Source organism: Paraburkholderia bengalensis, assembly GCF_037126505.1.
Lineage (GTDB): Bacteria > Pseudomonadota > Gammaproteobacteria > Burkholderiales > Burkholderiaceae > Paraburkholderia > Paraburkholderia bengalensis.
Window position 1 is genome coordinate 88,302 of sequence record NZ_JACFYJ010000019.1, and the last position, 18,300, is coordinate 106,601.

Here is an 18,300-nt window from a genome sequence, read left to right on the forward strand (position 1 = left end):
GCGCTCAATCGCTTTAGTGCGATTGAGCGCTTTGCATTCCTGCCGGTTTTAACCTTTAGCGCGCTCGATCAGCGTTGCGGCACGCCACTGCGCCATTCGCCCCAGTGCGAAACGATATCCTGCACCAACGGATTGCCCGCGCGGAACAGATTCTCGAGTGCAATAGTGAAACCGCCTTGATCGGCGTAGTTGAGCAGATTGTCGGCGCTCGTTTGTCCGTCATAGGGACGATCGAAATCCGAGCCGGCACGCAGCACCGCCACGCGATTCAAGTCCACGCGATGCACGCTTGCGGCACGCTTCAGCGCTTCATAGGTCGCGTTGTCTTCCTGTTGCGTCGTGCAGTAGACGCCCTTGCCGTCGGTGAGAATGGTCGTCCATTGGCGCGCGCGTTCGCCTAGCTTCGTGCCGGACCACCACGTATCTCCCGCGAGCGTATCGCACTGAATGACGGCAGGCGGACGGTTTGCCGGCGCGTAGTTGTATTTGGCGCGCGCGGCCTGGGCTTGCGCATTGTCAGAGAGCACCACGTTACGCGACAGTGCGAACGCGGTATCGGCAAGACGTGTATTGAGCTGGAATACTTCGGTACGGTAATCGAGCGGCGGTTTGTCGGCCGGACTCTTTGTATTGATGCCGAGATAGCCGGTATTCCAGTTCGGCGGAATTTCGCGGGCGTCGATTTCCCATTGAATGCCGAAGTCGACAAGATATTTGGCCCACGCAGCCGACCCTACCGTGCCCTGGATCGGATCGATACCGGCAATGCCCGCCACCATGAAATACGTGTGCCGCAGATCGAAGCGCGACGAGAACGCAAGCGCCATGGTCGATGCGGCGGCATTGGCGTGGCCCATGCCCGTCGTCATCACGCAGATGTCCTGCCTGTTGCAGTGAATGTTCGGATAATCCGGCGACAATCCAGCGACGGGAATGTCCTGCCACGGACCGAGTTTATCGAGCCACACCTGCCCTTCTGGCCCGAACATCGAAATGATCATGACTTTGACGGGGCGACCATTCGATCCGCCATCGCCATGCGCAAAGCTGTCGTCCTGCGCATTGGCAAGCGGTGAAATAGCCGAGCACGCCGCCAATGTCAAAGCCGTCAAAGCGCCTACCGTGCGAGTTACCATAACGAGTCCTTTCTTTAAGCGCGTTAAAGGATGGGAACCGGAATGCATGCCCTCGCTTAACAGGGCGGAGCTTAGTATAGGCGGCATTGAATTGTTTTCCATTGGCTAATGGCGACTGGGGATGTAATTAGCTATATCGCATAAGCGGCTTATTGGTTTCCCATGCCGCGTCCCCAAAAGAAAAGATCCGCGAATCATGCATTCAGTGCATTGTTCGCGGACCCATTGGTGTAGCGCAGTGCTTTAATCCGGCGATGCTGCCGTTCTTACACGCGGCACATCCGGTTCAAAAAATACCCACCGTACCTGCGGAAACGTCTCCTGCAAATCCGCTTCGACGATATTGATCGCATCGACCATCGCGCGGCCGCTTTCGTAATCGATCATTTCCGCCTGCACCGCGACGACGACATGCCGCCCCCATTGCAGCGTAATCAGATTGATGATGCTGCGTATCTCCTGACGCGTGCGCAAATGCGCTTCGATCGCGCGCCGCACTTCGGGGCTCGCCGACTCGCCGATGATCATCGACTTCACCTCGCGCGCCACGAGAAACGCGATCACCATCAGCAGCACGCCGACGCCAATCGAACCCCACGCGTCGAACACGGGATTACCCGTGATCATCGTGAGCAGCACGGCGATGAACGCGATGGCAAGGCCCAGCAGCGCGGCCACGTCTTCGCCCGTGACGACGAGGAGTTCGGATTCGCGCGTCTCGCGAAACCACCGCCACATCGACTTGCCGGCATTGGTCTTGCGAATTTCCCTGATCGCGCCCATCAGCGAAAACGTTTCGAGCACCACCGATATGCCGAGCACGCCCAAGGCGATATAAGCATGCGATAACGGCTCGTGCGCGATCAGACGATGCGCGCCCTCATACACCGAAAACGCGCCGCCCACGAAAAACAGCAACAGCGCGACGATCAGCGAGTAGAAATAGATCGCGCGCCCCGCGCCGAGCGGATGCAGCGGGCTAGCCGGCCTGCGCGCCTGCCTGAGCCCGAACAGCAGCAACACCTGATTGCCGCAATCGGCTGTGGAGTGAATCGCTTCGGCGAACATCGCCCCTGAACCGGTAAATGCCGCCGCCGCGAACTTGCACACGGCAATGCCGAGATTTGCCGCCAGCGCGTAAAAAATGGCCTTCGGTGATTCTTCGTTCATAGGCTCTTCGAATTGTCGCGATGCAAATGGATTGAATAACGATCACACGACTTCGACACGCGGCGCACCGTCGTGCAATTCGCCGATCACCGCGGCCTGATCGAAGCCGTCGGCGCGAAAGATCGCGAGCACGTCGTCGACGGCTGCGGGCGCACACGACACGAGCAAGCCGCCCGAGGTCTGCGGATCCGTCAGCAACGTGCGTGCCGTGCGAGGCAGCGAATCCGCGAGACGCACGTCCTCGCCATACGACGCCCAGTTGCGACCCGACGCGCCCGTGAACACACCCGCCGCCACGAACGCGTCGACGCCCGCGATCCACGGCAGATCCGCGTATCGCACGCGCGCGGTCAATCGCGCGCCGCGCGCCAGTTCGAGCGTGTGGCCAAGCAGCCCGAAGCCGGTCACGTCGGTCATCGCGTGCACGCCGTCGAGCGCGGCCAGGTCGGCGCCGGGGCGATTGAGTTTGGTCGTCGCCGCGATCATCGCCGCATAGCCCGCGGCGTCGAGTTGCTCCTTCTTCAGTGCCGCCGACAGCACGCCGACGCCCAGCGGCTTGCCGAGCACGAGCACATCGCCCGCCTGCGCCGACGCATTGCGCTTCACGCGCTGCGGATGCACGACGCCGAGCGCGGCAAGCCCGTAGATCGGCTCGACGGAATCGATCGAATGACCGCCCGCGACGGGAATGCCCGCCTGCGTGCACACGTCCTCGCCGCCGCGCAGCACGGCCGCGATCACATCGTGCGGCAACACGTTGATCGGCATGCCGACCAGCGCAAGCGCGAGAATCGGCTTGCCGCCCATTGCGTACACGTCGGACAGCGCATTGGTCGCGGCGATGCGGCCGAAGTCGTAGGGATCATCGACGATGGGCATGAAGAAGTCGGTGGTGGCGATGATCGCCTGCTCGTCGTTCAACCGGTAGACGGCGGCGTCATCCGAGGTTTCCGTGCCGACCAACAGGTCCGGAAACGTAGGCATCGGGAGCTTGCGCCGGAGCAGATCGGACAGCACGCCGGGCGCGATCTTGCAGCCGCAGCCGCCGCCGTGCGACAGGCTCGTGAGACGGGGAACAGGGGAACTGACAGCGGATTCGTTCATGGTGGTGAAGTGACGGATGGTCGATAGCGTCTATTATCGGGCAATCCGCCAACTTGCTGGCAAAGCGCGCGGCGCAATGAAAACGCGCCCTCGCCTGCAATGGCGAAGGCGCGTTGCCAACAGCCGCCGCCGCGCGAGCGTCAGCGCCGTTCGAGCGTCGACATTTCGCGCACGACCACGAGCAGCATCGACAAACTCGCGCCGCCTGCCGCGCGCAAGTCCGTCAGCAGTTGCGCATAGCGCGCGAGCGCGTGTCGCGTTCGCGCGCCACGCTTCCACGACGCCTTCCGCCGTCGTCGCCTCGGGCGCTTCGGCAAGCGCGCTCGTCGTCAGCACGCGCTTGAGACGCGCCAGTTCGGCAAGCGCCGCGGCGCGCGCCATCACGTCCCAATGCGTCGAGGTGGGCAGCGCGGCCGCGCGTTCGCCGATCCAGCCGTAATTGAGCTGCGTGCCGAGCGCGAAGTACACGCCCGCCACCAGTTCGAGCCCACGCTCCGTGGTTGCCGACACGTCGGCGATATCGAGCAGCGCGGCAGGAATGTCGCCGCTCGCGACGCGCACCGCGAGTTCGCTGTCGACGCCCGCATCGACGAGCACGCGCTGCCGCTCGGACAATGCTTCCAGCTCCGCTGCGGGCAACAGCATCGGCAGTTGCGGTGCGAGCCGTTGCGCGGCGTCGCGGCAGCGCACGATCAGATCCGTCACGGTCCCGTTCTTCACTTCGCCTGATTGCAGATGACGTAGGAACCACAACGCCGCGCGCTCAAGCAGCTTCGTGATCTCGACGAACATGCGCGCCTGCACGTCGTCGGCGACACGATTATCGAGCGCATCGATATTGCGCCACACGTCGTTCAGATCGAACACGTCCCGCGCGATCATGCATGCGCGCACGATGTCGCCGGGTGTCGCATCCGTCTCTTCCATCATGCCGTGCACGAATGCGCAGCCGACGCGATTCACCAGCGCATTCGTCAGATGCGTGGCCAGAATTTCGCGGCGCAGCGGATGACGATGCATCGGTTCGCCAAAGCGCTGACGCAGCGGCTTCGGGAAATACTCCGTCAGCATGCCCGCGACCAGCGGGTCTTCGGGCACATCGGATTCGAGCAGCGCATCGTAGAGCCACATCTTGCTGTACGCGAGCAGCACGGCACGCTCGGGCGACGTCAAGCCCTGCTTGGCGCTCGCGCGTTCGTTGATTTCGTCGTCGGTCGGCAGGAACTCGATCACGCGGTTCAGACGTCCCGCGCGTTCGAGATAACGCATCATGCGCGTCTCAGAGTCGAGCATGTCGGCGGCATAGCGGCCTGCAATCGACAGCGCCTGGGTCTGGTAATAGTTGTCCTGCAGCACCAGCAAGCCCACTTCCTCCGTCATTTCCGCGAGCAACGCATTGCGCTGCTTCTCCGTCATCTCGCCATCGGCGACGACGAGGCCAAGCAGAATCTTGATGTTCACCTCGTGGTCCGAGCAATCGACGCCCGCGGAATTGTCGATCGCATCCGTATTGATGCGGCCGCCATGCTGTGCGAACTCGATGCGTCCGAGTTGCGTGAGCCCCAGATTGCCGCCTTCCGCCACGACCTTGCAGCGCAGATCACAGCCGTTCACGCGCACGGCGTCGTTGGCCTTGTCGCCGACCTGCGCATGCGTTTCGCGGCTCGCCTTCACATAGGTGCCAATGCCGCCGTTGTACAGAAGATCGACGGGTGCCTGAAGAATGGCGCGTACCAGTTCGGCGGGCGACAACGCGGCGGCCGTGACGCCGAGCATCGATTGCACGGCCTGCGACAGCGGAATCGTCTTCGCGGTGCGCGCGAACACGCCGCCGCCTGCCGAAATCAGCGCGGGGTCGTAGTCGGCCCAGCTCGAACGGTCGAGCGCGAATAGCCGCTGACGTTCGGCAAAACTCGTCGCCGGGTCGGGATTCGGATCGAGGAAAACATGCCGATGGTCGAACGCGGCGACGAGACGGATATGCTGCGACAACAGCATGCCGTTGCCGAACACATCGCCCGACATGTCGCCGACGCCAACCACGGTGAAGTCCGTCGTCTGCGTATCGACGCCCATCTCGCGAAAGTGACGCTTCACGGATTCCCACGCGCCGCGCGCCGTGATGCCCATTTTCTTATGGTCGTAGCCAACCGAGCCGCCCGACGCGAAAGCGTCGTCAAGCCAGAAGCCGTATTCCTGCGAGATCGCGTTCGCATAGTCGGAGAACGTGGCCGTGCCCTTGTCGGCGGCCACGACAAGGTAGGGATCGTCGGGATCATGGCGCACGACCTCGGGCGGCGGCACGATCTGTCCGCCTACGCGGTTGTCGGTGAGATCGAGCAGGCCGCGCAGGAAAGTCTGATAACACGCGACGCCTTCGCGCATCCATGCTTCGCGGTCGGTCGGCGGCGGCGGGTTCTTCACGACGAAGCCGCCCTTCGAGCCGACAGGCACGATCACCACGTTCTTCACCATCTGCGCTTTCATCAGACCGAGCACTTCCGTGCGGAAGTCCTCGCGACGATCGGACCAGCGCAGACCGCCGCGCGCCACGCGGCCGCCGCGCAAGTGCACGCCTTCGACGCGCGGCGCGTACACCCAGATTTCGAACATCGGTTTCGGCTCGGGCAAGCCGGGCACTTTCGCCGGATCGAACTTGCACGACAGATACGGACGCGGTTTGCCGCCCGCGTCGCGGCGATAGTAATTCGTGCGCTGCGTCGCGTTGATGACACCGAGGAACTGGCGCAGGATGCGGTCTTCGTCGAGATTCGGGACTTCGTCGAGCGCGCCTTCAATTGCTTTCAGCAGCAGCTCCACGCGCGCTTCGCGCTGCGCCTGCGCAGCGGGATCGAAACGCGCGATGAACAGCTCGACCAGCATGCGCGCTATTGCCGGATTGCCCGTCAACGCGCGTTCGATATACGCATCGCTGAATGTCGAACCGACCTGCCGCAAGTACTTCGCGTACGCACGCAGGATCGTCACTTCGCGCGCGCTCAACTGCGCGCGCAATACGAGGCGATTGAAGTTGTCGTCTTCGATGTCGGCCGTCCACACGCGTTCGAACGCGTCTTCGAACAGGCCCTTCACGCGCTCGATGTCGAACTCGGTGTCGTCGGCGAGTTCGAGGCCGAAGTCGTGAATCCACGCAGGCGCCGCACCCGGTGCTTCGATCAGGTATGGCCGTTCTTCATCGACGCGCACGCCGAGATGTTCGAGCATCGGCAAACTGCGCGACAGCGCGATGGGATCGCCGACGCGATACACCTTGAAGCGAAACGCGCGCGGGCCAGCCTCGATGGGCCGGTACAGGTTCATCGCGATCTGCTCGGTGCCCTGCACACGCTCGATCAGTTCGATGTCGCGCACCGCCGTGCGCGCGGGGTAGTCGTCGCGATAGCCCGCTGGAAACGAATCGGCATAGTGCTGCAGCAGACGGTTGCCCTGCTCTTCGCCGAATGCGTCGAGCAATGCATCGGCGAGATCGTCCTGCCAGCGGCGCGACACCTGAATGAGCCGCGCTTCGAGTTCGCGCGTGTCGACATCGGGCATCGCGCCCGGCTCCGCATGCACGACAAAGTGAATCCGCGCGAGCGTCGACTCGGACAGCAGCGGCGTGAACTCCACGTTCGTGCCGTTGAACGCCGAGCGCAACAGCTTCGCAATGCGCCGCCGCAAATCGGTGTTGTACTTTTCGCGCGGCACGAACACGAGACAGGACACGAAGCGGTCGAAGCGGTCGCGGCGCACGAACATGCGCGTGCGCTGATGTTCCTGCAGACGCAGCACGCCCATGGCCGTGTCGTAGAGTTCGTCTTCGTCGGCCTGAAAGAGCTCGTCGCGCGGATAGGTTTCGAGCACCGTCACGAGCGACTTGCCGAGATGTCCTTTGGGGAGAAAGCCCGCGCGCCGCACGATGTTCGCGCACTTGCGGCGTACGATGGGAATGTCCGACGCGGACGACGTGTACGCCGTCGACGTATAGAGGCCGATAAAGCGCCGCTCGCCGCTGATCTTGCCCTCGGGGCCCACCAGCTTCACGCCGACATAGTCGAGATAGCCCGGGCGATGCACGGTTGCGCGCGAATTGGCCTTGGTCAGAAAAATGGGCGCCGCGCCCGCGATGATGCCCGCGGCCGCGGGCGGCAACGGCGTCACATCCGATGCCCCTTGTGGCCGCAGCGACTCGCGCAGAATGCCGCTGCCTGAGCCCGCCACGCCGCGCAGGCCATACTGGCCATCTTGCTCGACAAGCTCATAGTCGCGCTGGCCGAGAAACGTGAAGTGATCCGCCACCATCCATTCGAGGAACGCGCGCGCCTCGACGCCTTCCGGGCTCGTCTCGCGCGCGGCCATGTCCTTGATGGTCGCGCGCGCAATCTCGACGATTTTCGGCCAGTCCTCGACGGCGGCGCGCACGTCGCCGAGCACCTTTGCGATCTCGCTGCGCAACGTGTCGAGCTTCGCGGCGTCGCCGCAGCGGTCCACTTCGAAATGAATGAACGACGCGAGTTGCGAGCCGCCTTCGTCGCCCGGGGCGCCACCGGGCGCCACGCGCTCGATGCCCCCGCCCTGGCCGCGCCAGATGCGAAACACCGGGTGCAACACGGAGTGCAGCGCGAGCCCAAGACGGTTGACGGCCATCGACACGGAGTCGACCAGAAACGGCATGTCGTCATTGACGATTTCGATCACGGTGTGATCGGAGTGCCAGCCGTGCTGTTCGAGGATCGGGTTGTAGACGCGCAATCGTTCGCTGCCGGGGACGAAGCGTTGCGCCGTTTGCCAGTGCGCCATCGCGGCGCCGTACAGGTCGGCGATGCTCCGGCTTTGCAGGTCGTCCGCGTCGGCGAAATCGTAGTAGTGACGCAGGAAAGGTTCGACGGCTGCGAATGCGGGCTCGGGCAGCCGTCCTCGCGCGAATTCGACGACATCGTTGAGCAGGTGAGCAACGGCTTCTTCGTTCTTCGCTTGCATGACGTCCTCCGCGGCGGGCGACAATCGACTGCATCGACAGATGCGCATTATGCACCCGTTGAGCAGAAACGGATTGTGCACGCGCACATGGTCGATGCATGATCGCGCGTGTGACAGAAGCATGTCGAATCGAGCCGGCGATAGCAGCGCAAAGGGCGTTAAAGAGAGAACGAAATTGCTTCGCTCTGTTGGCTAGCCATCACAGGTCACGGTTGCGCTTGTTAGCGCTCTAACCATTGATGCGCTAGCTTTTAAGGCTCTGAATAAGGCACGAGTCCATCGGGCAGAAAGCCTTATCGCGGATACACGTAGAGAAAAGCATTCGATTCACACGAGCCATGCGCGGAACCCCGAACCGCCAACACGACGACATCTCAGGGTTAGTACTTAATGTCACGCCCGGCGGTCACCGATGTCCGTTCGGCGTCCGCTTGCAGCAGCCAGGCGCGAATGCGCGCGACGGCCCACGCGGGGTCGTCGTGCGGCAAGTCGTGGCCCGCCCACGGGTGCCGCCAGTGTTCGGCGCCCCACGCCGCGGCGAGCGCGGCGGAGCACGCAGGGTCGACCAGTCCATCTCCGCTCGACGACAGCACGAGCGTCCCGCATGCGGGCGGCTGCGCGTGTGCCTTGAAGCGCGCGGCCGCGATCAGTTGACGCAGTGCATTGGCGCGGCTCACGGGCGCGCTCGAGCGTATCGCCGCCCACGTCTGCACGTCCGCGTCGCGCGACTCGCGATGGTTGCAGGTCAGCCGGTGAATCGTGTTCTCCGCTCGCCGCGCGTCGCCCCAGTGCGCAGCGATCCTCACGAGCACCGGCCACGCGGCGGGACGCAGCCGCGCGTCGAAGCGGCTGAACGGCCGCATGCTGGTGTTGATCAGCACGAGCCGCGCGATCTCGGCAGGATGGCGCTGCGCCCAGCACGTCGCGACCATGCCGCCGAGCGACATCGCGAGCACGCAGTACGGGCCTGGCGCACCGCTCTCGCGCGCCGCCACGCGAACGAAATCGACCATTGCGCCGACCTCCTGCGGCGCCCGCACGCGCGCGTGGCCGCCGTTGCCGGGCAGGTCGATCGCGAGCACGCGCGACGGCACGCCGTCCGCGATCCCGTCCAGCGACGCGCGCAGCGCTTCGGGCAACACGCCCCAATGCCGCGCTTCGCGTGTCAACCCACGCAACAGAATCCATGTGCTCATTTTTGTGCGGGTTTGTACCAGAGTTCGAGCGCGCTATCGAGCAGTTGCTCGCGGCGGCAGCCTTGCGGAAGCCAGCGCTGCGACGCGTAGGCAGCGCGCGTCAGAAAGTCGAGCAGGTTCGCGTGACGCCGCAGCACGCGCGCCGTACGATGCGCTTTCACGGGATTGAACATGCCCTGACGCGAAAAAATCTGCCGGGGATTCTTCTTGATCCAGAGCCATGAACCGAGTTCGAGCGTCATCGGCAGAAAGATGTTGGGCGGCGGCACGCGGTCGTATGCCCAATCCCACAGGTCGCCATGCAGCAGGTACTGGTGACTCTGCGGCTCGAACGTATAGCCGTGATGCGGATGCGCTCGCTCGAACATCGTCTTCAACGCGTACATTTCCGGCAAATGCGGCATCGCGCGGCGCGTCTTCGCGTACGGAAACCAGATGCTGTCGCTCCATCCGTAACCCGAATGACAATCGAGCGCGAACGACAGCGGACGCGTCGCCAGCTCGTCTTCGACTACCCGCAGCAGCGCCGCCGCTTCCGCTTCCATCGGTGCGCCGCGCCGCCCGCGATACCACGGCAGCCACGCGCCGACGCGCTGTCCGCCCGCCAGCAGCGGCACGCGCTCTTCCGCGTCCTGCGGCGCATTGCGCATCAGGTCGACGCCGTTCGGATTCGCGCGCGTGGCCGCCCACATGCCGCCCGGATTGACGATGGGAACGATATACACGCGGATGGAATCGAGTTGCTGGATCAGCAATTCGTCCCACGCGAGCCGCGACAGCAGCGAGCGCATGTACTCCAGCACGAGCCGCGAGCCGATGCGCTCCAGCCCGTGAATGCCGCCGAAAAATCCCACCGCGGGCGCCGCGGGATCACGCGATCCGATCGACGCAACGTACACCTCGAAACTGCGCCCCCGCACTTCGACGCTGGCGACGCTCGTGATGTCGAACGAGCGCGCGCCCTCGTCGAGCAGCGCCTGCAAATCTTCGTACTCCGTGAAGGTGTTGGGCAGAAAGCTGAAGGCCTGCATGGGCTGCGCCGGTTGTGGTGCGAGGTTATTGGAGACGGCTCACGCTTGACGCTCCAACTATAGCCGTTCGCGCTTCCCAATGGATGACAGCGGGCCTGCATCGCTGCGTTTGTCATATTCGTGACACACGACGATGCGTCGCAACAGGCAATGACAACGTGCGAGCGACATTCCTGAGAGATATAGTCGTCTAGATGTTGCGACGCCTTCACTCAACCGTCACAGACGCTTTCTAGAATGTCCCACAACTTCCGGCAGGCACCGGAGTCATCGACAGGACACACATGGAAGCAATCCGCATCGAACGTCTGAGCAAGACATTCGGCAATGGACGCAAGGCGCTCGACGACATCGACCTGCGTGTCGAGCAGGGTGAAATGGTTGCGCTGATCGGTGCGTCGGGGTCGGGTAAATCGACACTGCTGCGGCACATCGCAGGCTTCACGGTTTCGGACGCACAACCTTCGCAGATATCGATCCTGGGCCGCCCGATCCAGCAGAACGGCCGCATCGTTCGCGAAGTGCGCAGCATTCGCCGCGATATCGGATTCGTGTTTCAGCAATTCAATCTGGTGAACCGCCTGAGCGTCGAAGCGAACGTGCTGATCGGCGCGCTCGCGCGTCTGCCGCTGTGGCGGCGCCTGACCGGCAGCTTTCCGCGCAGCGAACGCGAGCTGTCGATGGCGGCGTTGACCGAGGTCGGCATCGGCGAGCATGCGCGCGAGCGCGCGTCAAACCTGTCGGGCGGTCAGCAGCAGCGCGCCGCGCTCGCGCGCGCGCTCGTGCAGCAGGCCCGCATCATCCTCGCCGACGAGCCGATTGCCTCGCTCGATCCCGAATCGTCGCGTCGCGTGATGGACATGCTGCGCACGCTGAACGTCGAACACAAGCTGACGGTGCTGGTTTCGCTGCATCAGGTCGATATCGCAATGCAGTATTGCCAGCGCACGATCGCCATGCGGCGCGGCAAGATCGTCTACGACGGCCCGACTTCCGCGCTCACGCCGGCATTGCTGCAAAAGCTCTATGGCGACGATGCGCGCGAACTGCTCGACGAAAGCCAGCCCGCGGGCAGCACGCCGAACGCGTCGCCCCGTGTGCGCGTGCTCGCGTTCAACACAGCGCGCTCCGCGTAGATCGCGCTTCGCGCAAGTAACGACGTCACCTACGAAAGCACATCACGCAGCACTGCAACGACTCACTCAACTGGAACGGAACTCATGAAATTCCTGCGCTCTCTGCTTGTCGGCGTCGCGGCCGTGTCGGCTTTTGCCAGCTTCGCCGCTCATGCCGAAGACCTGAACCTGGGCATCATTTCGACCGATTCGTCGGCGGTGCTCAAGCAACGCTGGCAGCCCCTCATCGACGACATGAACAAGCAGACGGGTCTGAACGTGAAGGCGTTCTTCGCAACCGACTACGCCGGCATCATCGAAGGCATGCGCTTCAACAAGGTGCAGGTCGCGTATCTCGGCAACGCGTCGGCCATCGAAGCCGTCGATCGCTCCTACGGCGAAGTGTTTGCGAAAACCACCTATTCGAATGGTGAAGCCGGCTACTACTCGGTGCTGATCACGAACGTCAACAGCCGCTTCAAGACGCTCGACGACGTGTTCAGGAACACGCAAGACGTGACGCTCGGCTTTGGCGATCCGAACTCGACGTCGGGCACGCTGATTCCGGGCTATTACCTGTTCGCGCAACACAACGCGAACCCGCGCACGTCGTTCAAGACGGTGCTGCCGTCGAGCCACGAAGCGAACCTGCTCGCCGTCGTGAACAACAAGGTCGATATCGCGACCAACAACACCGAGATGCTCGACACGCTGAAGAAACAGCATCCGGACCGCTTCGCACAGGTGCGCGTGCTATGGCAATCGCCGCTGATTCCGTCGGACCCGCTCGTGTGGCGCAAGGATCTGCCCGACGCAACGAAGGAAAAGGTGCGCAAGTTCTTCCTCAACTATGCGAAGAGCGACGCGCATGAAAAAGCCGTGATCGCGAACATCTTCAACTACAGCGGTTTCTCGGCGTCGTCGGATGCGCAATTGCTGCCCATCCGCCAGGTCGCGCTGTTCCAGCAGAAGCAGAAGATCGAAAACGATGCGGCGATGTCGGACGCCGACAAGAAGACGCAGATGGCCGCGATCGATGCGAAGCTGTCCGCACTCAACGCGCAAAAGCAATGAACGCAGCGGACCTGAGCGCGAGCCGTTCGACGCCTGAGGCCACGCAACAGCCGACGCAAAAAGCATTGGCCGCTTCGGCGGGCAAACGCAGCTGGGGTTCGCTGCTCGGCTGGATGGCGGTGATCGCGATACTCGGACTGTCGTGGCGCGCCGCCGACATGCGCCCCCTCGACCTGCTGTCCGACTCGGGCAACATGGGCCAGTTCGCGAAAGATTTTTTCCCGCCCGACTTCACCGAATGGCGCACGTATGTGCACGAAATGGCCGTGACGCTCGCAGTCGCGGTGTGGGGCACGGCGCTGTCGCTGGTGTGCGCAGTGCCGTTCGGCCTGATGTCAGCGCACAACATGGCGCCCGCATGGGTCGTGCAGCCGGTGCGCCGTCTGATGGACGCGTGCCGCGCGATCAACGAAATGGTATTCGCGATGCTGTTCATCGTCGCCGTCGGACTTGGGCCGTTCGCGGGGGTGCTCGCGCTATGGGTGCACACGACGGGCGTGCTCGCAAAGCTCTTCGCCGAAGCCGTCGAAGCGATCGATCCACGCCCTGCCGAAGGTGTGCGCGCGACGGGCGCGACCAGTCTCGACGAAATCGTCTATGGCGTGCTGCCGCAGGTTTTGCCGCTGTGGATTTCTTACGCGCTGTACCGGTTCGAATCGAATGTGCGCTCGGCGATGGTGGTGGGGATGGTGGGCGCGGGTGGTATCGGTGTGGTGCTGTATGAGTCGATCCGGTCGTTCAACTACGCGCAGACAGCGGCTCTGATGCTGATGGTGATTGTGGTGGTGACGGTTATCGATCTGGTTTCTGCGAAGTTGAGGGAGCGGGTTATTTGATTTTTTGCGCTCTTCGCACGAAGGGGCCAACCGGTTTTTTTGCTTGCCATCGCGACTCCGCGCATCGGCGAGGAAATCGGCGCCGCGCGTTGTTATACGAGAGTGAAAATCAGGCTGCAACCGCATGCCGACTGGTGCCCTTTCTGCGCGGCCCGGACGACATGACCGGTGATCGGTGATTTACTTTAGTTTTATAGATTGCAAGATATCAGTCGCTTCTTTGACGGCTTGCGCTTTCGAACGATGAAACGATGCCGGACCCATCCAGTACATTATGGATGACGTTCTATTTCTCTCTGCTTTAACCAACACATAGCAATCGCCAGCGTACGCTGAAAATCCTTCACGGTCTTGCAGGACATGCGGGAAAGGCCTCAAAGACGGTTCGCCTGGAGCCATCCGCCTGCTCTTAACGGTCGTAGTCGCGCTAAAGAGCATCAAAGTCCCGTCTTCGCTGTACCAAACCAGTTCGTCCACCAAACCCAGCGCAAGGGAGCAAAAACCACCACAAATCACCACAAAAATCCCCACAGACCGCACAACTTGCGGAATAATCCCCTCCGATGGAAACCGTCGTCGTCCTGCTCGTCCTGTTGTCCGCCATGCTTCATGCAAGCTGGAACGCCTTCCTGCGCCTCGCGGGAGACCGCATCTGGCTGCTTGGCATCATGTCGATCCCCTACCTCGTCGTCAGCGCGATCGGCGTCGTCGTCCTGCCGCTTCCGGCGCCCGGCGCGTGGCCCTATATCGCGGCCTCCGTCGTGCTCGAATTCGGCTACTGCCTCGCGCTGGTCCGCGCGTATCGCAGCGGCGATTTCGGCCAGATCTATCCGATCGCGCGCGGACTCTCGCCGCTGCTCGTCTTCGCCGGCGCGCTCGTGTTCGCCCATGAATCGCTGAAACCGCTCGCGGCAACGGGCGTCGCGCTGGTGTCGCTCGGCATCGTCTCGCTCGCGTTTCGCCGCGACCTGCGCTTCTCGGGCGAAAGTGTTCCCTATGCGCTGCTCACGGGATTGTTCATCTCGGCGTACTCGGTGGTCGACGGCATTGGCGCGCGCGTCGCCGGCAACGGACTCAGCTACATCATGTGGGTCTATCTGCTGTGGAACGTGCCGCAGTTTCTGCTCGTATGGCACTGGCGCGGCGGCGCAAAGGGACTCTTCACGTCGCGCGAAATGATGGTCAAAGGCATGCTCTCGGGCGTAATCGCGCTGTGCGCGTACTGCCTCATCATCGAGGCCTATCGGTATCTGCCTATCGCGATGGTCTCGGCGCTGCGCGAACTCAGTTCGATTTTCGCCGTGCTGATCGGCTTCTCGTTCATGAAGGAAAAACTCACGGCGCGCCGTATCTTCGCGTGCACGCTCGTCACGCTCGGCGCGGTTCTCATCCGGCTTTAGGCGCGCCAGCGCGCGACTTGCTCATGCAAACAGTGGCAACGTCGCGTCGATCGCGTCGGCGAGCGTGTCGAAAGCAGGCGCGATCTCTTCGTCGGGCACGCACGCATAACCGATCAGCAGCCCCGCCTGTGCGCGCGAGCGCTGCGCGTAATACCCGGACAACGGACGCACGACGATATTGCGCTCGAGCGCAGCCGCGGCGACGGCCCGGTCGTCGGTGCCTTCTGGCAGTTGCATCACGAGATGCAGGCCCGCATCGCCGCCGACGGCAGGCAACGCATCGCCGTACCGGCGCGCGGCGGCATCGAGCAGCGTCGCGCGACGCTGGCCGTACAGCGTACGCATCTTGCGGATGTGCGACGTGAAATGCCCTTCGGCGATAAACTCCGCGAGCATCGCCTGCTGCAGCAACTGCCCCTCGCGATAGAGCTCGGCGCTCGCCGTCGCGAAGCTTTCGGCAAGCGCCTCGGGCGCGACCAGATAGCCGATCCGCAGACCAGGAAACAGCGTCTTGCCGAAGCTGCCGACATAGATCACCTGCCCCGCCGTATCGAGCCCTTGCAGCGAGGCGAGCGGCCGGCTGCCGTAACGGTATTCGCTGTCGTAGTCGTCCTCGATGATCCAGCACTGGTTTTGCCGTGCGTATTCGAGCAGCATCCGGCGCCGCGCGAGGCTCATCACCATGCCGAGCGGATACTGATGCGACGGCGTGACGAGCATCAGCTTCGGCGGATGCGCGAGATCGTCGGCTGACGGATTGATGCCCTCTTCGTCGACGGCGATCGGGCGCGACTTCAGACCGGACACGTGCATCACGCTGCGCACGCCCCAATAGCACGGATCTTCCGTCCAGATCACGTCGCCGGGATCGGACAGCAGGCGCACGGCGAGATCGACAGACTGATGAATGCCTGTTGTGATGATGATCTGCTCGGGCGTGCAACGCACCGAGCGCGACGTGCGCAGATAGTCGGCCAACGCGTGGCGCAGCAGCGACAGGCCGCCGCCCGGCGCGTATGTCAGCAAGTCGGGCCGCAGCCGACGCCAGTATTTGTTATGCAGGCGGCTCCAGACGCGTGCCGGAAAGCGCGTGACGTCGGGCACGCCAGGCATGAACGCGCCCCATTGGCGCTTCGACACGCCCGCACCTGCGATCAGCCGCGCGCCGCGCTGCGACAGGGCGCGCGCCGCTGGCTGTTGCGCCTGCACAAGCGCCCTGGCGTGCGGCACGGGCGAAGTCTGCTGCAGATGCTGCGCGGACGCCGATGCGGGCGAGAACGCCGTCTGTGCATCGGACGAATCGACGATTTCATCCGGCGACGTATCGGCGACGAAGGTCCCGCGCCCCGTCGCGGACGACACGTAGCCCTCCAGCGCCAACTGCTCGTACACCTGCGTGACGGTATTGCGCGCGATGCCCAGCTCGCTCGCCAGCAGCCGCGACGACGGCACCTTGCTGCCCGCCGGCAATTCGCGCGTGAGTATGGCCTGCTGCAGCAGCCGATGCAGCTGCCGGTAGATCGGCTGACCGCTGCCGCGATCCAGACGCTGGGCCAGCCAGTCGGACAACACACTCGCGCGCATGGAATTGGCTCCTAATTTTTTACTGAAATGGCTCTGAAGTTTAGAGCCAAATCTGATTATAGTCGCTGCATGTGCCGCGAAGAGCGCGAGCGCCTGAACGAACCCATGACAGGAGATCTCCGTGAAGAATGCTGAACTGAAGAGCCGCAAGGACGCCGCCACCCCGCGCGGCGTGGGCGTGATGTGCGATTTCTACGCCGCGCGCGCCGAGAATGCGGAGCTTTGGGACGTCGAGGGCCGCCGTTACATCGATTTCGCAGCTGGCATTGCGGTGTGCAACACGGGGCATCGTCATCCGAAGATTGTCGAGGCGATGCGCGCGCAACTGGACAACTTCACACACACGGCTTATCAGATCGTGCCGTACGCGTCGTATGTCGAGCTGGCCGAGAAGATCAACCAGCGCGCGCCGGGCGACTATCCGAAGAAGACAGCTTTCTTCACGACGGGTGCCGAAGCCGTCGAAAACGCAATCAAGATTGCGCGCGCCGCGACGGGCCGACCGGGCGTAATCGCGTTCACGGGCGGCTTTCACGGCCGCACGATGATGGGCATGGCGCTGACGGGCAAAGTCGCGCCGTACAAGCTGAACTTCGGCCCGTTCCCGGCTGACGTTTTCCACGCACCGTTCCCGAATCCGCTGCACGGCGTGACGACGGCGGACTCGCTGAAGGCGATCGATTTCCTGTTCAAGGCCGACATCGATCCGAAGCGTGTCGCGGCGATCATTTTCGAGCCGGTGCAAGGCGAAGGCGGTTTCTATCCGGCGCCTGCCGAGTTCGTGCGCGCGCTGCGCAAGCTGTGCAACGAGCACGGCATCCTGCTGATCGCCGATGAAGTGCAAACGGGTTTTGCGCGCACGGGCAAGCTGTTCGCGATGCATCACTATGACGTCGTGCCGGATCTGATGACGATGGCGAAGAGCCTGGCGGGCGGCATGCCGCTGTCGGGCGTAGCGGGCCGCGCCGATGTGATGGATGCAGCGGCGCCCGGCGGACTTGGCGGCACGTATGCGGGCAACCCGCTGGCCGTTGCGTCGGCGCACGCGGTGCTCGACATCATCGACGAGGAGAAGCTGTGCGAGCGTGCAGTCACGCTGGGCGACAAGCTGAAGGCGAAGCTGACGGCGCTGCAATCGGAAGTGCCGCAGATCGCCGACGTGCGCGGCCCGGGCGGCATGGTCGCCGTCGAGTTCTGCAAGCCGGGCACATCGGACGCGGATGCCGATTTCACGAAGCGCGTGCAGGCGCGCGCGCTCGAGCGCGGGCTGTTGTTGCTGGTGTGCGGTGTGTATTCGAATGTGGTTCGTTTCCTGTTCCCGCTGACGATTCAGGATGCCGTTTTCGATGAGGCTCTCGTGATTCTCGAAGACGTGCTGAAAGAGACTGTTGGCGTGGCTGCCTGATCGTAATGTTTTGCCTGCGGCGGCTGTTTTTAAATCGCCGTTGATTTTTTGTTCTTTTGTCTGCGACGGCTGTTTTGGTTTTTGGTTTTTTGCTGGTACCCGCGATGGCGCCTAGGCGGCGCGGGCGTTGCCGTGGTGTGTTTGCCCTTTGCGCGGGCATTCGCGTTGCGCCTACGCGGCGCGGGCGTTGCCGGTGTGTGTTTGCCCTTTGCGCGGGCATCCGCGATGGCGCCTCGCGGCGCAGGCGTTACCCCTGTGCGGGGCGGCAC

At 63.3% G+C, this 18,300-nt stretch carries 11 protein-coding genes and 1 pseudogene; 5 read left to right on the forward strand and 7 right to left on the reverse strand.

The features are described from left to right. Positions 1-68: 68 nt before the first annotated feature. From H3V53_RS14395 to H3V53_RS14420, 6 genes and pseudogenes are all read right to left on the reverse strand, one after another. Positions 69-1,136: a purine-nucleoside phosphorylase gene (locus H3V53_RS14395; RefSeq protein WP_336598492.1), complete on the reverse strand. Its 1,068-nt coding sequence runs from the start codon at positions 1,134-1,136 to the stop codon at positions 69-71. A 243-nt stretch (positions 1,137-1,379) separates the two neighbouring features. Then, on the reverse strand, positions 1,380-2,306 hold the full coding sequence (locus tag H3V53_RS14400) for a cation diffusion facilitator family transporter (protein WP_336598493.1): 927 nt from the start codon (positions 2,304-2,306) through the stop codon (positions 1,380-1,382). 42 nt (positions 2,307-2,348) lie between these two features. After that, positions 2,349-3,410, reverse strand: coding sequence for a selenide, water dikinase SelD (gene selD, locus H3V53_RS14405; RefSeq protein ID WP_336598494.1), 1,062 nt, complete (start codon positions 3,408-3,410; stop codon positions 2,349-2,351). Between the two features lie 140 nt (positions 3,411-3,550). Beyond that, a pseudogene (locus H3V53_RS14410) lies at positions 3,551-8,390 on the reverse strand (NAD-glutamate dehydrogenase). A 380-nt stretch (positions 8,391-8,770) separates the two neighbouring features. Further along, positions 8,771-9,586 (reverse strand): alpha/beta fold hydrolase, encoded by an 816-nt coding sequence (locus tag H3V53_RS14415; RefSeq protein WP_336598495.1) that lies wholly within the window; start codon positions 9,584-9,586, stop codon positions 8,771-8,773. Then, a complete protein-coding gene (locus H3V53_RS14420) occupies positions 9,583-10,617 on the reverse strand; it encodes a M14 family zinc carboxypeptidase (protein ID WP_336598496.1) in 1,035 nt (344 codons plus the stop codon). The genes H3V53_RS14415 and H3V53_RS14420 overlap by 4 nt, the downstream gene beginning before the upstream one ends. Positions 10,618-10,901: 284 nt before the next feature. Here H3V53_RS14420 and phnC point away from each other — a divergent pair, with 284 nt between their 5' ends. The 4 genes from phnC (at position 10,902) to H3V53_RS14440 (ending at position 15,042) form a co-directional block, all read left to right on the forward strand. After that, on the forward strand, positions 10,902-11,753 hold the full coding sequence (gene phnC / locus H3V53_RS14425; RefSeq protein ID WP_336598497.1) for a phosphonate ABC transporter ATP-binding protein: 852 nt from the start codon (positions 10,902-10,904) through the stop codon (positions 11,751-11,753). Between the two features lie 84 nt (positions 11,754-11,837). Further along, positions 11,838-12,806, forward strand: coding sequence for a phosphonate ABC transporter substrate-binding protein (gene phnD, locus H3V53_RS14430; RefSeq protein ID WP_336598498.1), 969 nt, complete (start codon positions 11,838-11,840; stop codon positions 12,804-12,806). A gap of 113 nt (positions 12,807-12,919) precedes the next feature. After that, on the forward strand, positions 12,920-13,642 hold the full coding sequence (phnE, locus tag H3V53_RS14435; protein ID WP_336598505.1) for a phosphonate ABC transporter, permease protein PhnE: 723 nt from the start codon (positions 12,920-12,922) through the stop codon (positions 13,640-13,642). 563 nt (positions 13,643-14,205) lie between these two features. Continuing rightward, positions 14,206-15,042 carry a DMT family transporter gene (locus H3V53_RS14440; protein WP_336598499.1) on the forward strand — a complete coding sequence of 279 codons (837 nt, stop codon included), beginning with the start codon at positions 14,206-14,208 and terminating at the stop codon, positions 15,040-15,042. Positions 15,043-15,063: 21 nt separating this feature from the next. Here H3V53_RS14440 and pdxR read toward each other — a convergent pair whose 3' ends face one another. Next, entirely contained in the window at positions 15,064-16,626 is a 1,563-nt protein-coding gene (pdxR, locus tag H3V53_RS14445; RefSeq protein ID WP_336598500.1) for a MocR-like pyridoxine biosynthesis transcription factor PdxR, read from the reverse strand. 121 nt (positions 16,627-16,747) lie between these two features. Here pdxR and H3V53_RS14450 point away from each other — a divergent pair, with 121 nt between their 5' ends. Then, positions 16,748-18,031 (forward strand): 4-aminobutyrate--2-oxoglutarate transaminase, encoded by a 1,284-nt coding sequence (locus tag H3V53_RS14450; protein WP_336598501.1) that lies wholly within the window; start codon positions 16,748-16,750, stop codon positions 18,029-18,031. Positions 18,032-18,300 lie beyond the last annotated feature (269 nt).

Coding starts and splice junctions, on each gene's coding strand:
- H3V53_RS14395 (WP_336598492.1), bottom strand. CDS start 1,136: ATGGTAACTCGCACGGTAGGCGCTTTGACGGCTTTGACATTGGCGGCG.
- H3V53_RS14400 (WP_336598493.1), bottom strand. CDS start 2,306: ATGAACGAAGAATCACCGAAGGCCATTTTTTACGCGCTGGCGGCAAAT.
- selD (WP_336598494.1), bottom strand. CDS start 3,410: ATGAACGAATCCGCTGTCAGTTCCCCTGTTCCCCGTCTCACGAGCCTG.
- H3V53_RS14415 (WP_336598495.1), bottom strand. CDS start 9,586: ATGAGCACATGGATTCTGTTGCGTGGGTTGACACGCGAAGCGCGGCAT.
- H3V53_RS14420 (WP_336598496.1), bottom strand. CDS start 10,617: ATGCAGGCCTTCAGCTTTCTGCCCAACACCTTCACGGAGTACGAAGAT.
- phnC (WP_336598497.1), top strand. CDS start 10,902: ATGGAAGCAATCCGCATCGAACGTCTGAGCAAGACATTCGGCAATGGA.
- phnD (WP_336598498.1), top strand. CDS start 11,838: ATGAAATTCCTGCGCTCTCTGCTTGTCGGCGTCGCGGCCGTGTCGGCT.
- phnE (WP_336598505.1), top strand. CDS start 12,920: ATGGCGGTGATCGCGATACTCGGACTGTCGTGGCGCGCCGCCGACATG.
- H3V53_RS14440 (WP_336598499.1), top strand. CDS start 14,206: ATGGAAACCGTCGTCGTCCTGCTCGTCCTGTTGTCCGCCATGCTTCAT.
- pdxR (WP_336598500.1), bottom strand. CDS start 16,626: ATGCGCGCGAGTGTGTTGTCCGACTGGCTGGCCCAGCGTCTGGATCGC.